Annotated in this window: 12 protein-coding genes and 1 pseudogene; 12 read left to right on the plus strand and 1 reads right to left on the minus strand. The window is 50.7% G+C overall.

Annotation, left to right across the window (positions count from 1 at the left end; all coding sequences use genetic code 11):
- Position 1 precedes the first annotated feature (1 nt).
- From ACUN2T_RS07845 to ACUN2T_RS07880, 8 genes are all read left to right on the plus strand, one after another.
- Positions 2–1,183, plus strand: coding sequence for a hypothetical protein (locus ACUN2T_RS07845; RefSeq protein WP_445496988.1), 1,182 nt, complete (start codon positions 2–4; stop codon positions 1,181–1,183).
- On the plus strand, positions 1,180–4,602 hold the full coding sequence (locus ACUN2T_RS07850) for an ImcF-related family protein (protein WP_445496989.1): 3,423 nt from the start codon (positions 1,180–1,182) through the stop codon (positions 4,600–4,602). Before ACUN2T_RS07845 ends, ACUN2T_RS07850 begins: the two co-directional genes overlap by 4 nt.
- Positions 4,587–6,161, plus strand: a complete 1,575-nt coding sequence (tssA, locus tag ACUN2T_RS07855) for a type VI secretion system protein TssA (RefSeq protein WP_445496990.1) — start codon at positions 4,587–4,589, stop codon at positions 6,159–6,161. Before ACUN2T_RS07850 ends, tssA begins: the two co-directional genes overlap by 16 nt.
- A gap of 96 nt (positions 6,162–6,257) precedes the next feature.
- Complete coding sequence (tssF, locus tag ACUN2T_RS07860; RefSeq protein WP_445496991.1) at positions 6,258–8,030, plus strand: type VI secretion system baseplate subunit TssF; 1,773 nt, start codon at positions 6,258–6,260, stop codon at positions 8,028–8,030.
- Complete coding sequence (tssG, locus tag ACUN2T_RS07865; RefSeq protein WP_445496992.1) at positions 7,994–9,082, plus strand: type VI secretion system baseplate subunit TssG; 1,089 nt, start codon at positions 7,994–7,996, stop codon at positions 9,080–9,082. Before tssF ends, tssG begins: the two co-directional genes overlap by 37 nt.
- The gene (gene tssJ / locus ACUN2T_RS07870; protein WP_445496993.1) at positions 9,060–9,599 is read left to right on the plus strand and encodes a type VI secretion system lipoprotein TssJ; all 540 of its coding nucleotides are present in this window, start codon (positions 9,060–9,062) and stop codon (positions 9,597–9,599) included. The genes tssG and tssJ overlap by 23 nt, the downstream gene beginning before the upstream one ends.
- A gap of 4 nt (positions 9,600–9,603) precedes the next feature.
- On the plus strand, positions 9,604–10,044 hold the full coding sequence (gene tssE / locus ACUN2T_RS07875; protein ID WP_445496994.1) for a type VI secretion system baseplate subunit TssE: 441 nt from the start codon (positions 9,604–9,606) through the stop codon (positions 10,042–10,044).
- Positions 10,045–10,103: 59 nt separating this feature from the next.
- The gene (locus ACUN2T_RS07880; RefSeq protein WP_445496995.1) at positions 10,104–11,453 is read left to right on the plus strand and encodes a VasL domain-containing protein; all 1,350 of its coding nucleotides are present in this window, start codon (positions 10,104–10,106) and stop codon (positions 11,451–11,453) included.
- Positions 11,454–11,684: 231 nt separating this feature from the next.
- On the opposite strand, the gene ACUN2T_RS07885 is transcribed toward ACUN2T_RS07880, so the two are convergent.
- Positions 11,685–12,287 (minus strand): helix-turn-helix domain-containing protein, encoded by a 603-nt coding sequence (locus ACUN2T_RS07885; RefSeq protein ID WP_445496996.1) that lies wholly within the window; start codon positions 12,285–12,287, stop codon positions 11,685–11,687.
- 406 nt (positions 12,288–12,693) lie between these two features.
- Between ACUN2T_RS07885 and ACUN2T_RS07890 the strand changes: the two are divergent.
- The 4 genes and pseudogenes from ACUN2T_RS07890 to ACUN2T_RS07905 form a co-directional block, all read left to right on the plus strand.
- Positions 12,694–12,852: pseudogene (locus ACUN2T_RS07890) on the plus strand (PAS domain-containing protein); the annotation flags it as partial.
- A 106-nt stretch (positions 12,853–12,958) separates the two neighbouring features.
- Complete coding sequence (locus tag ACUN2T_RS07895; RefSeq protein WP_445496997.1) at positions 12,959–13,645, plus strand: helix-turn-helix transcriptional regulator; 687 nt, start codon at positions 12,959–12,961, stop codon at positions 13,643–13,645.
- 19 nt (positions 13,646–13,664) lie between these two features.
- Positions 13,665–14,333 (plus strand): LuxR C-terminal-related transcriptional regulator, encoded by a 669-nt coding sequence (locus tag ACUN2T_RS07900; RefSeq protein ID WP_445496998.1) that lies wholly within the window; start codon positions 13,665–13,667, stop codon positions 14,331–14,333.
- A gap of 251 nt (positions 14,334–14,584) precedes the next feature.
- Positions 14,585–15,283, plus strand: a complete 699-nt coding sequence (locus ACUN2T_RS07905; protein WP_445496999.1) for a helix-turn-helix transcriptional regulator — start codon at positions 14,585–14,587, stop codon at positions 15,281–15,283.
- Positions 15,284–15,368 lie beyond the last annotated feature (85 nt).

Raw genomic sequence — 15,368 nt, forward strand, 5'->3', positions numbered from 1 at the left:
TATGTCTGTCAATCTTGATGCTATTCCGGATAAAGCCCCACGTCCGGTACGCCCAATTACTTTACGCTGGTTAATATTTTTGCTCATTTGTCTGGTAACAGGCGCAATAACGACATTATGGTTTTGGAAAGATGCCCGTTCAGGCAGTGTGTTCTGGTACTGTTTTTTCGTTTTCCCATTTTCATTCTGGTTGCTTTGTTTTGGAATACGGCGACTCGGTTATCAATGTTGGCATGTGTGGGCCGATGGTTGGGACAGGGAATGTCAAACCATTCGGGAACAGGAAATCCACAGAGGGCAGCGCAGTGCCCGGTTGATTTCCGCTCATGCGTTTACGCCTGCGGGCAGTGATGTCACACAACTTCCCGGTACGCTGCAAGAGAAACAGGTGTGGATGTCGCCGGTAACAGCAAAGGATCAAGACATAGTGATCCAGTATGCCCGGCTTTCTGCCGAATTACCGGTCGCCGAACGTTTCATGATGGCGCGAGATTTATTTTTGGCTGATGTGGTCCCGCTCATGGAGGCGCTTCCTTCCCACTGGCGTCGCTACTGTTCTATTCAGCTCAATGTGAGTGAATCCGATGTCATGACGCCGGCGATATCTTTGCCAAATACATTGCCTTGTCCAGGGCAAGGACTGACGGTTTTGGATAACTGGCTGGATATGGATCCGGCTTCACCTTCCGTTTTGATCATTATTGCCGCAGAAGTACAGGATATGCCTCGGGATATCGCCGGAGAAGCCGTTGTGGCCTTGATTTTCTCTAATCATCCCATCCCGGAGGAAATTGTGACTGAGCTGACGATGATCCACCGACCACACTGTGAGCCTGTTGCGCGGACGTCTGTGGTTATAGAGCGGGCATTACTCTGGGCAAAACAAGCGGCAGATAACATTCGCAATGGCTGGGTAACCGGTTGGGGAACATCGACTGACAGTGTGTGGAGTACGGCGATAGAACAACAAGGGCTGCTATTTAAGGATGGGGAAACCAGCTGGGCGCTGGAGAAATCCTTTGGTTATACAGGATATGCGGCACCCTGGTTAGCATTGATTTGTGCCAGTGAGCAAGCCAGGCAAGGACAGACTGCACAATTGTATGCGCATAAAACCGGCGCTAATCAACTTTGGGTGGGGGTTATTACACCTTTACTCTCAGATCAGCAGGATATTTCATGAAACTTCATTCTCTATTTGCATCTATTCTCGCAGTCATTATTGGCATATTGCTCTTGTGCGGGGGGGCATTATTGATGCTGCCAGATCAGGTCGCTCAGTGGTTTGGCTGGGACGCTCCATTTCGCCACACGATACTGATGGCTTGTGGCTTCCTTATTGCACTGTGCGTCATGGTGGGTTGGCTGATAAATATGTGGCTGACGGCCAGCGGGAAGGGAAATGCCCGGTTAGTGTGGGGTAGGTTTCTGGCAGAAGGTAATGACAATAACGAAAAGATTGCTGAAAGGACTCAACTGTCTGAGTCAATCTCTGAACTGGAAAGCTTGCCTGATCGCCTGTACCGCCGTTACGGGGTGTTCTGGGGGTATAAAGTCCGTATCTTGTTGTTGGTGGGCGAACCTGAACAGGTGGAAGCCATCGCGCCGGGGCTGACGACGCAACACTGGCTGGAGGGCCATCGCACGCTCCTGCTGTGGGGCGGCAGTTTACAACACACGGAACCCGATACCGCGCAACTGGCGGCCCTGCGTCGCCTGCGCCGTCTCCGTCCGCTCAACGGCATTGTCTGGGCGCTGACCGAACAACAGAGCGCGCAGCCGGTCTGGATGGATAACGCCCTGCGCCTGTTGCAGAAACAGGCCCGACAGTTACGCTGGCAGGCACCCGTCTATTTGTGGCAGGTGTGTCACAGTCTCTGGTCACAGGAGGGGCGGGTGACTCAGGCGGTGGGCAGCTTTTTTCCTGAACGCTGTACCCCCGAGATTGTGGAGACCCAGCTGCAACAGTTGATTGACCCGATACGCCGGCAGGGGATGCAGCAAGTCCTGGCCGAGAATGCCCATGATTTTTTGTATCGGCTGGCCGCCACCCTGGAGAAAAAAGGCCTTGCCCACTGGCGCAGGGTGTTGACGCCGTGGCTGGCGGAGTACAGTGAGGTGGTGTTGCTGCGCGGGTTGATGTTCAGTCTGCCGCTGAAAGCGACCCCGGATGCAGGACCGCAAAACTGGTTGCCCGATTTTGCCTGGCAGGGGGTGTTGGCTGACAGTCGGCACCGGCACGGCAGACGGATCGGGTGGATCCAGCGGCGCAACGTCTATCGTGGCCTGATGGTGCTGGCTTTATTGTGGGGTGCCGGGACTGTACTCTCCTTTTTCACCAACCGCGATCAGATAGCGGTGGTCAACGCGGCAGTGACCGACCTGAAAGCCCGCCCGGAAGCGTCTGACGCCCAGTTGCTGGCGTTTAAGGCACTGCGTAATGAACTGGGCCGGTTGCAGTACCGGGCCGAACACGGGGCCCCCTGGTATCAGCGTTTCGGGCTGGATCAAAATCAGCCGCTATTGACGGCGGTGCTGCCGTATTACACCCAGATGAATAACCGGCTGATACGGGATAAAGCGGCGGCGATACTGCACCAAAAACTGAGCGCGCTGGTGAATCTGCCCCCGGGCAGCCCGCAACGGGCCCGTCAGGCGAAAGCCGCGCACAACCAGCTTAAAGCCTATCTGATGATGGCGCACCCGGAAAAAGCGGAGGCCGCGTTTTTAACCCGCGTCCTCAATGAAAACGAGCCGGCCCGGGCGGGTATTGCCCCCGGCGTCTGGTTGAGTGCGGCCCCGGATTTGTGGGATTTTTATGCGGAGAATCTGCCTGCCCATCCGGCATGGCGGATTACGCCGGACACGGTGTTGGTCAGTCAGGTGCGGCGGATATTGCTGGACCAGATGGGCCGACACAATGCGGAAGCCACGCTCTACCAGCAGATACTGCAATCGGTGGCGAAGAATTATGCCGACCTGACCTTAAGGCAGATGACCGGCGACACCGAAGCGGCACGGCTGTTTACCACGACACGCGTGGTGCCGGGGATGTTTACCCGTCAGGCATGGGACGGGCAGATACAGAAAGCGATGGATAATGCGGTGGCCTCACGTCAGGAAGCGATTGACTGGGTATTGAGTGATAACCGTCAGGCCGTCCCGGCCGCCGTCTCACCGGCGGAGCTGAAAGCCCGTCTGACCGCGCGTTATTTTACCGATTTCGCCGGGGCCTGGCAGGATTTTCTCAACAGCCTGCGCTGGAACAACGCGCGTAATCTGGCCGAGGTGACAGACCAGTTAACCCTGATGACGGACGGGCGTCAGTCCCCGCTGATTGCGTTGATGAACACCGTGGCGTATCAGGGGCAGACCGGCCAGCAAGGCCCGGCGTTATCGGCGTCACTGATGAAATCCGCGAAGGCGTTGCTGAATAAAACAGCGGTGCCGGTGATTAACCCGCAAACGCCCGAACTGAGCGGGCCCATGGACCGCACCTTCGGGCCGTTACTGGCGCTGATGGGGAAAAATAAGGCATCGGATGTCATAACGGCGGACAGCAACCTCAACCTGCAAACCTTCCTGACCCGGGTCACGCAGGTGCGGCTGAAACTGCAACAGATGAACGCCAGTGATGACCCGTTGGAAATGGCGGGAAGGCTGGCGCAGACGGTGTTTCAGGGCAAAAGCAGTGACCTGACGGAGACGCAGGGTTACGGCAATCTGATGGCGGCCAGTTTGGGGGCGCAGTGGCAGGGTTTTGGTCAGACGATGTTCGTGCAGCCATTAAATCAGGCGTGGCAGGGGATACTGAAACCGTCTGCGGCCAGTCTGAATGCGCAGTGGCAGACGGCGATAGTGGCTAACTGGAATAGGGCTTTTGCCGGTCGTTACCCGTTTGCCGGAGGGGAGAGTGATATCTCATTGCCGATGCTGGGGCAGTTTATCCGCCCGGATACCGGGCGCATTGAGCAGTTTTTGACGCGTCAGTTAGGCGGGGTGCTGCATAAAGAGGGTAATCGCTGGGTGCCGGACAGGGTGAACAGTCAGGGATTGCCGGTTAACCGGCGTTTCCTGAACGCGGTGAATCAGCTCAGTCAGTTATCGGATGTGCTGTTTGCGGACGGCAGTCAGGGGCTGCGGTTTGAGCTGCGGGCCCGGGCGGCGCGGGATGTGGTGGAAACCGACCTGACGATAGACGGGCAGAAACTGCGTTACTTCAACCAGATGGAAAGCTGGCAGCGTTTTCGCTGGCCGGGAGAGACCTATAAACCGGGGGTGATGCTGACCTGGACCAGTGTCAATGCGGGGGCGAGGCTGTTCGGTGATTATTCGGGAACCTGGGGGCTCATTCGCTGGCTGGCGCAGGCGAAAGCGGAAAAGCTGGATGAAAGCCGCTATCGGCTGACATGGATGATGCCGGACGGTTTACCGATAACCTGGATATTACGCACGGAAATGGGCAGCGGGCCGCTGGCGTTGCTGAAACTGCGGGGATTTACGCTGCCGAAAACGATTTTTGACACGACACCGGGGGACGACACAAAAATGTCGGCGGTCGATGACGATGACCTGACGGAGGGATCATGTTGCAACGATTGATAACAACCTGTCTGGGTGAGTGTGATGTGTTGGCCCTCGCCCGAGAGCAGACCGAACGGTGGACGACGTGGTTGTTGCCCATTAGCGCGGAAGCGCCGACCGGGGAGGATCCGGTTCATCACGATGATTTTCAGCGCATACGGGAGGAGGTGAATAAACTCAGTGGCATTGATACCGCCCTTATCTGTCAACTGGCGGAAAAATTGCTGATGACCCACTGTAAAGATGTTCGCGTGGTGACCTATTACGTCTGGGCGCGTCTGCATCAGGAGGGTGAAAACGGTCTGGCTGAGGGGCTGACGTTGTTAGCCGCGCTGGCGGATCGTTTCGGTGAAACCTTGCTACCCCTTCGGGCGGGCCGCCGTCAGGCCGCACTGGTGTGGCTGACCGGGAGCAAAATTCAGGTCAGTTTATCCCGCCACCCGGAAGTGAATCGCGCCGATGTTGAACGCGTGCTGGCCGCGCTGGCGTTACTGGAACAGGTGTTTGCCGGCTGGGACGCGGCGACTCGTCCAACCCTCGCCGGGCTGGCGGGACTACTGGAAAACCGTCTGGCCCAATCGGGCGGTGTTGACGCTGTGGTGCCGCAAACTGTCGCACAGACCGCGTCGGCGAACGGTGACGGGCCATCACCCGTCGTGCGGCCCGTGCAGTCCGGGCGCGATGTGCTGGAGCAGGCGCGTGAACTGGCGCGTTATCTGCGTGATCAACCGCAAGGGTGGTTATCCAGTCATCGCCTGATGAAAAGTCTGCGTTGGGATACGGTCCATCAGTTACCGCAACAGGATGCCACCGGACTGACCCGTTTGGCACCGCCCCGTACTGAATACCGGGCGCAGTTGAAACGGCTCTACCGGCAACAAAGTTGGCGTGAATTGTTGACGCAGGTTGATGGGATGTTTGCGGAAGGGGTTAACCACTTTTGGCTCGATTTACAGTGGTATCTCTGTCAGGCGTTAAGCAAATTGGGCCATCCTGATGAAAGTTGGGGGGATATTGTGAAACAGGATCTGAGCATCCTGCTTGGGCGCCTGCCGGGGCTGGAGAATTTGGCCTATAACGACGGGACACCGTTTGCTGATGAGGTGACCGGTCAGTGGATAGCGCGGGACGGGGTGGCCGCCCTGGATCACGGGTTACCGGACGTCCCCCCGGCACCGGGGGAAAATGACATTCTGGCACTGGAAGCGGAGGCGTTACAACTGGCGGACAGTGAAGGTATTGAGGCTGCGTTGCGTTGGCTGGGGCAATTGCCGGGGATCATGGGGGTGCGTTCCCGCTGGCTCCTGCGCTTGTTGATGGCGCGGGTGGCAGAGCAGTACGGCAAAAATGAGATGGCGTTGCATCTGCTCGCGGAGCTGGACACCGACGACCGGTTGGGTCTGAGTGATTGGGAACCGGCGCTGATGTTTGAGGTGAAAGCCCGGCGACTTAAGTTGCTGCGGATGAAAGCGCAGCGTAGCGAACAGGATAAAGCGCTGACGGCACAACGCAGGGAGACTTTGCTGGCCGGATTGGTGGCAATTGATCCCGTCAGGGCGGCGGTGTTGTGTCGCTGATCGCCCTGGAACACGGCAGGGCAATCTTATCCCTGTGCGAGCCGTTTTACCCTCTTCACGGTATTTATTTTGAACTATTTATTTGAGGACAATCCAATGGATGATTTAATCCTGCGCTATTACGAGGCAGAAATGCGCTACCTGCGCGAAGCGGGCAAAGAGTTTGCCAAAGCTTATCCTGACCGGGCGGCGATGCTCAATCTGGACAGAGTCGGCATACGTGACCCCTATGTGGAGCGGCTGTTTGAAGGCTTTGCCTTTCTGATGGGCCGCCTGCGCGAGAAGCTGGATGATGACTTGCCGGAGTTGACGGAAGGGCTGGTCAGTTTGCTGTGGCCGCATTACCTGCGCACGATCCCTTCACTGTCCATTGTGGAACTGGGCGCGGATTGGGCACAGTTGCAACAGCTGAAAAATCCGGTGCAGGTGAAAAAGGGCTTTGAGGTGCTTTCGCAACCGATCGGCCCACAACAGACCCGGTGTCGCTATACCACCACTCAGGCGGTTCAGTTGCTGCCGATGGCGCTGACTGACGCCAGCCTTAAGGCGGAGCCGGATGGCCGTGCTGTCATTCGTTTGCATTTTGAGTGTGGAACTTTGGTGGACTGGCGCCAGATTGATTTGAGCCGTTTGCCACTGTATCTGAGTGCGGACAGCCCGCTGGCCTGTGCGTTACATCGGGCATTGACCCTTCAGACGCAACAGCTTTATTTGCGCCTGCCCGGCCAGCCTGACCGCCAGCCGTTTGACGGGGGATTCTCGCCGTGGGGATTTGGCGATGAGGAAAGGCTGTGGCCGAAAGGGGACAGTGCGTTCAGTGGTTATCAGCTGCTGCTGGAGTATTTTACCTTCCGCGAGAAATTCATGTTTGTCACGCTTTGTGGGCTGGAAAAGCTGACTGTTCCCGACAGAACACCGTGGTTTGAGCTGGATGTGGTGCTGCGTGAAAGCTGGCCTGGTGAGTGGCCGTTTTCTGCGGAGCATATCCGTTTGCATTGCGCTCCGGTGATTAATCTGTTTCCGCTGGAATCCGATCCGTTGCCGCTGTCACCGTTGAAAACGGAGTATTTGCTGCACCCGATGCGCATTCAGGACGGGCATACCGAGATTTATTCGGTGGATGCGGTGGTGTCCTCGAAACGCAGTGAGCACCATGCGTATGTGCCCTTCAGTAGTTTCCGTCACAAAGGCGGTATGTTGCGCCATGACGCGCCGGAGCGTTACTACCATACTCGGGTGAAACAGGGGCCGTCAGGTTTGTACGACACCTGGCTGATTCTGGGCGGGGAGGCGGTCGATAATGGGGGATCCGAGGAAGAAGAAAATCTGTCACTGACGATGACCGGCACCCATGGGCAACTGCCTCGCCGGGCATTGCAGGAGACGCTGCTGGATACGGCGGTTTCTCCCCCTTTGACGGGGCTGACCGTGCGTAATTTGTGTGAACCGACATTGCCGTGTTATCCGCCAAATCGGGATCGCTTTCACTGGCGGGTACTCAGTCATCTCGGCTCTAATTTCCTCAGTTTGATGGATAACCCGGAAGTGTTGCGCGGGACGCTGGCCCTGTACGACTGGACTGACGATGACATGAATGCGCGTCGTCTGGCGGCCATCGTGGCGGTGAAACATGCGCTCATTGAGCGGTTTGAGCAGGGGGGCCTGCAACGGGGGGTGCACATTGAAGTCACGCTGGACAGCAAGGGTTTTTCGGGGGCGGGCGATATTTGCCTGTTCGGCGAGATGCTCAGTCGCTTCTTTGCCTTGTACACCGATATTCATCTGTTTAACCGGCTGACGCTGATCTTACAACCCACAGGGGAACGTTTGTTATGGCAAGAGAAACACAGTCAGTACATTCCCGGCTAATGTCCGTACTGAAAGCCGATATTTCGACGCTCAATTTCTATCAGTTCTGTCAGGCCATTGAGCGCGTGTTCCCGGATCGGCTACCCTTGGGCAGTACGGATAACCCCGCCGATGATGTGATACGTTTCCGTCCCCATCCGGGGATGGGGTTCCCTATCGGTGAACTGAAAACGATAGAAACGGACAGTCATCATCCGGATCGTCCACCGACGGTCAGAACCACATTTATGGGGCTGTACGGTGTGGATTCCCCGTTGCCGACCGCTTACCTGAATGATATTGCTCAGCGCCGGGAAGGGCATGATGCGGTTGAAGCCTTTCTGGATATGTTTAATCACCGGATATTCACCCAGTTTTACCGTATCTGGCGTAAATATTCCTACCCGGCGACGTTTGCTGCCGGGGGCAGCGACCCAACATCGCAGTGTTTGCTGGGGCTGATTGGCTTGGGCATCCCGGGCAGTCAGCAGCAGATTACCACGCCGGCCGCCCGTTTTCTGGCGTTGCTCAGTGTGATGCGTCTGCCGACCCGGACGGCGGAAGGCGTATCGGCGCTGGTGACATTGCTGGCACCGCAGACTCGTGTCGTGGTGACGCCCTCCTGCCCGCGGCAGATCCCGCTGATGCAACCGGCTGGTTTTTCAGACTCGCAACCGATTTCCCTGGCGCAACGTACCGTGCTGGGCAGGATCGGCACGGATATCAACAGCCAGTTATTGCTGGCGCTGCACACGGATTGCCCGGAGGAAGCGCGGGGCTGGCTGCCGGGCGGGCAATTGCAGACGGATTTATGGGTGTTGTTGCGCGTTTATCTGGGCTGGCGGTACCGGGCCCGGCTGCAATTGACCCTTCAGACCCGAATATTACCGGTGCCGGTGTTGGGCGAGCAGTCTGTTCAACTGGGGCTGACCGGGGTGTTAGGGCTGAAAGCTGAAGATAACCGGGGGGCGGTACCTGACAAAATGACGGTGGATCTGGGGGATTATCAGGGGATACCGCCGGACAATTATCAAAACACAGGAGGACACGATGTTAACTATGCCTTTATATAAAGCCGTGCCGATGATAGCGGCAATAACCTTACTGCTGACCGGTTGCGGTCTGACTCAGACGGTAACGGAGGGCACGGTATCTGTTACCCAGGCCCTTTTTCATCGGCAGGTGAAAACATTGCGGCTGGATTTTACGCCCCGGGCAGCGGTCAACACGGATAGGGGGGAACATGTTGCCCTGTCCGTCCCGGCGCTGGTCCGGGTTTATCAGCTGCGGGATAACAAAACGTTGGAAAAGGCGGATTATGCGGATGTGCTGGAGAACGGTGACCGTGTGTTCGGCGCCGATTGTCTGGCGAGCGGGGAGGTGGTGGTCAAACCTGGGGGACATGCCTCGCTTAATATGCCGATGGCGGCACAAACGAAATATGTCGCAGTGGTGGGCCTGTTCAGACGTCCCGATTTAGCCGGGGCGACCTGGCGTACCATCATCAGGCGCCATGCGCTGTTACCGGATAAGCCCCGCACCATTGAGTTGAATGCGGGTGGCTTGACGTTGTTGCCTGAAAAGGAGTGAGTGTATGAAAAAGAAAATCCACAAGCCTTCCCTGCATGAATGCCTTTTCGGCAACGTTAGCGGCGGGTTGGATTTGCATCAGGTCAGCGAAGAGAACCAGGTGATTTTGTCGGTACTGGACAATATGCAGTATATCCTCAATTGCCGGGCGGATTCGCTGACCCATCTGCCGGATTATGGCCTGCCTGATCTCAGCACTATCCTGCAAGGGTTACCCGCGTCGTCACAGCGTTTAATCTCGACGATTGAACACACGCTGTTGACTTATGAGCCCCGCTTGAAGCAGGTCGGTGTCACGTTATTGCCGGAGATTGAACCGGCACATTTGCGTTATGAAATCCACGCTGAACTGAAAGGGGTGGGGCGGGTGCAGTTTAACACCGAATTTGTCCCGGAAGGGAAAGTCTTGATCCGCCATCTGCGCCAACAAGGGCGGATAGATTAATCTGCGGCAGACTGCCTGTTTCGCTGATTTCAGCAACAAACCTGGATGAAAATACAGTGATGACTGAAAATATTGTCTATACCGGGGATGATCCCCGGACACAACCTGAATTCAGTGCGCTGAAAGACGAAATGAGCAAACTGAGTCATCCGGCACGGCCTGACGTTGATTGGGCCAGAGTTGAACAGCTTTGTTTGACGCTATTTCAGGTCAACGGGGTAGAACTGCAAAGTGCCGCCTGGTACACATTGGCCCGGGCACATCGTGCCGGATTAGCGGGTATTCATGAAGGGTTGACCCTGATTGCGGGATTAGTGACCCCGCAATGGCCGCAATTCTGGCCTCAATCTACCCCTGTCAGGGTTGCGATATTTGCCGGGCTGGTCGCACGGCTACAGCAAATATTACGGACCTGCGTTTTCTCTTATATTGACCTGCCGCTGATTTATCGTGTGGAAAAGGTTCTTGAGCATCTGTGTGAAGTGCTTCAACGTCTGGAACTGAAACATATGAGTCAACTCGATAGCCTCCGCGAGTGGTTTCACAACAGCGCCCGGCGCTTAGAGTGTCTGAGGCCGGAAACGGGGATGATGCCTGGTGTCTCTGCCGCCTCGATACACCCTGAGGGCAATGCTATTTTGACGCCCACAGAACACCTTCGGCCACAACGGATATATGTCGTGCGTGAAACGGTCTCTGGTGTCTCCCGCCAGAGCAATGTGGTCCGGGCAGTACCCCGCTGGAAAGCCTGGCACGGTTTTGTCGCGGGTGTTGCGTTGTGCGCGCTGGCAGTGACCGGCGTCTGGGGGGTGAATGAAATGCAACAAGCCCCGCCGTTGGCGCAGGCACTGCGGGCGACCACGCAACCTTTACCGGGGACGTTGCCCCCAACGCAGCTTGCGGAGTTACGCCATCCGGACAACGCGGTACTGTTGAACCGGTTGCAGGATGAAACGCTGGCAGCCAGTCGGGAGAGGCTGGCCAGTTTGGATGCGTTGCCTGTGTTGTGGCGATGGGAATACGGAGCGCAGTTATTACACCAACTGCGAACATTGTGGCCAGCCAGCCAAACGGTGCAGGAGATGGGGAAACAGTGGCAACAGCACCGTGAAGCCACGGCGTTGCCGGTCTCTGAATTGGAAAATTACCATCTGGCCCAATTGCGGCTGCAACAATTGGCTGCCCAGCTTGATGCGCTGGACAAAAAAGGCGGTCGTTATCTGACCGGCTCTGAATTGAAATCGATGGTATTTGGCATTCAGCAACCGTTGATGAGGACACCGCCATTGGAAGAATTGCTGCGCCAATTGGCCGAACAGCAAAAAAGTGGCATGACTTCCCCGGCATTGTGCCAGCAAATTGATACCCGTTTTAATCAATTACTCAATCGCTATGCACTGCTAAAGTAAAAAATTTATTTAAGTCTCTTTTACGTTTAAAAATGACAGATTTTATTATTAGAAGTGAAATTGAAATTAACCAATATTGCATAATTGGATTTTCTGGATGGGTAATTTTTCGGCTGTGCTAAACGTCACAGCCCTTTTTTAAGGTGATTGGTAGAATGGTACGCTTATTCAGCGCCTAAAAATTCCCTAAAGAGGGATTGAGTACAGAGAGAGTTTGTGTCTGGGGCAATGTTATTTATATATTGATATCACGTCAAAAATTTTGCTCAATAACAACTTTGCATCTTCCAGCGTCATCGTGTCTAATTTTTGTTTGCGTTTATTAGCATCGGTGCATAAAGCTGAATTCGGCCCGTTTAAGCCGAGAATTAACCACTCAATTGACGTATTGCTGGCGTGTGCAAGTGTAGCCACTTTATCAATTGATGGATAAGTTGAACCGTTTAAGTAGTTCCAGATTGCTGTTTCTGACAGACCACAACGCCGGGCAAATGTGGCGATGGGTTCATCTTGCATGGCTTCACGTAAACGCTGACCGAAATGAGTGATTCTATCATCGTGGAGCCCTAGAATTAACCATTCAATTGACGTATTGCTGGCGTGTGCAAGTGCAGCGACTTTTTCAATCGATGGGTAAGTTAAACCGTCCAAATAGTTCCATATCGCTTTATCGGACAGACCACAGCGCCGGGCAAATTTGGCGGTGGGTTCATCTTGCATAGCTTCACGTAAACGCTGACCAAAATGGGTGACCCTATCGTCAATGATCATGCGATCTGGCTTATTATTTTTTTTACCTTTTTGAGTGGTTTTTTCTTCGTATGAATCTGTCATTGAGTCGTTTCTCGCAAATTTGAGAAAAAAAGTGGTTTTGGCTTTACATCTTCTTTTTTATTCAATATTGTTTACCCACAAATAGTCATTTATGGTTTTTATCAGAACACGTAAGCGTATCATGCCCATATAATATATGCGAGCAGGTAGGATTGGTATTGCATAATCAAAAAAACTCGGTGAAATTTTGCACAAAAATGTTATTTGTGAACAATCGAATGGACAGTGAAATTAGTTTAAATGTAAAAATATAACTATATGTCACCATAATAAGAAATTTCATTGTGAAGTAATATCATCTTTTATTTTATAAATAGAGTAAAATCATCGTATTTTTTGACGAATAAATTATTGTGACCTAACCTTTCCTTCAAGGAATATATTATTTAATAAGTGAGAAATTTCTGTGTCAAATAAGAAAGCCAATCAGCCGAATAATATCGATCCGCAATTAATTCATATGTGGGAAAAAAGTCATGAACCTTGGGGAACTAAAGATCTGCAATCAAGGTTTATCTATGCTAATCCGGCTTTCTATCAACTGCTCAACTTGCTGGAAGATTTCTGCAAAGAAAATAACTTAGATCGTTATGTTCCTGAAAAGTTTGTTACTATCGGTAGTAGCAGATTATAAATTTATCACTAACATAACTGTACAATAGGATTTTACTATGAAAGACACTAATCAGATAACTATTTCATCGCAAATAGTCAATACTATGGGTATAAATAATGATCCTTGGGGAATCAAAGACAAAAATTCATGCTTCATTTATGGTAATCTGGCCTTAAAGTCTCTCAAGAATTTCTCAGACTCATTTGATTTTGAGGGGCTTTATGATGATGAACTCCCCTGGGATGGCGCTGAGTTTGCAAAAGAATTTGTTGCACATGATAAAAAAGTGATGGAAAAAAATAAAAGAATATGTTCACTTGAAACTCATGTTTTTGGGAAAGATAAAATTATGTCATCTTACTTTTTGGAAAAATTTCCAATATATGATGATAAAAATGAATGCATTGGGCTCCTTTTTCATGCATGGAAAGCCCAGGATTTTTCATTGACTCGTTTGTATCATGGAAAACTTCCTGCATCCATTATGTTTCAGCCGCCAACTGATTTATTTACACAACGGGAATGGGATGTTATTTTTCTCTCTTTGCATAAATACACCAGTAAACAAATCGGGAAGATATTGAATATTTCCTATCGCACGGTTGAAGCCCATATATTTCGGATATATAAAAAGATCGGCGTTAACTCCTGTTATCAATTGGAGGAATATTGTCGCCTTAATGATTTTGATCTCTATGTACCAGAAAGATTTGTGCACCCAGAAAGCAGAATGTTTATTTAACCCTTTATAGTGGATTTTTATGAAGAAGAACTATGTGATATCGTCTCAGATTATCAACACAATGGAATTAAGCAATGAACCGTGGGGAATAAAAGATAGTTCTTCATGTTTTATTTACGGTAACTTAGCATTAAAGTCTCTCAAGAATTTCTCAGATTCATTTGATTTTGAGGGGCTTTATGATGATGAACTCCCCTGGGATGGCGCTGGGTTTGCAAAAGAATTTATTGAACATGATAAAAAAGTGATGGAAAAAAATAAAAGGATATGCTCACTTGAAACTCATGTTTTTGGGAAAGAAAAAATTCTGTCATCTTATTTCCAGGAAAAATCTCCAATTTATGATGATAAAAATGAATGCATTGGGCTCCTTATTCATGTATGGAAAGCCAAAGGCTATTCATTATCCTATCTGTACCAATATTATGATAAACTCCCCCCATCCATTTTGTTCCAACCTCCGACAGATTTTTTTACTGAACGTGAGTGGGATATTATTTTCTTTTTTTTACAGAAATACACAAGCAAGCAGATTGGAACAATATTGAATCTTAACTCTAGTGCAATTGAAAACCATATGATCAGGATATATCATAAAATAAACATTAACTCCCATCTTCAATTAGAAGAATACTGCCGAGTCAATAATTTTGATCGCTATGTTCCCGAAAAATTTTTATTATATTAGCGTCCTGTATTCTTTGGTTACTCTGTCTATCGTATTAACATGAAGTCATCTTATCTTGAGTGCCTAATTGACCGATGCAGAAGTAATATAATGCGTAATCCTTATCGATTATGTTTATTTTTGCCTGCTATTATACCGTATTTTCAATTATTTTTTATTTATGATAAATTGGGATCATTATTACCAGCAAGGACATGCATTTATATATTAAATAATTTAATTAAACATCATGTTTTAAGGACTGATTATATATGAATCAATCGAGATGCAAAAATTTTCCTTTAATTACGCATCAGCTAACAAATATGTGGGATAGAAGCTCTGAACTGTGGTTTGTAAAAGATAGAGAATGCCGTTTAATTTATGTGAACAGGGCATTTATTAAAGTTAACAAACTCCCTAAAGATTTTGACGTTATTGGGTATTCTGAAAAAGAATTATTGACACCGTTTCATCATCTTGCGGATTTGTTTGAAGAACACGACCGTAAGGTTTTAACACAGATGCAGCGAATCTCATCTATAGGGATTTACCCTTTTGGAGAAGGAAAGCGATTTAGATCTTATTTTTATAATAAATTCCCATTAATGGATGAAAATAATCAATGTATTGGTGTCGTTTCCCATGCAAGAGAAATAGAATATTTTGCAATGGCTCATTATATTAAATACAATATGTTTACTCCTGTTAAGCTTAAACCGCCAAATAATATATTAAGATCGAAAGAGTGGGTGGTTATTTTTCTGTTTTGCTGTGGTCTCAGTAATAAAGATATAGCAGTCGAAATGGGTATTTCATGCCGTACTGTGGAAAAACATTTCGAAGATATCTATGAGAAATTTTCTGTTGGATCAGTTATAGAGTTAAGATTGTTTTGTAAAAAAAATGGCTACGATCTTTATGTTCCACCAAAATATTATAAACCTATGGGCTATTTTTTATTAGATTAACATTATGGTTTGCCAAGTTTTAGGGGTTAAAAATAAGAATCTCAGCTTGTCTATCAGTAGAGTAGTTACTAATTATCTAATGATT

The sequence above is a fragment of the Photorhabdus machadonis genome (assembly GCF_052657765.1).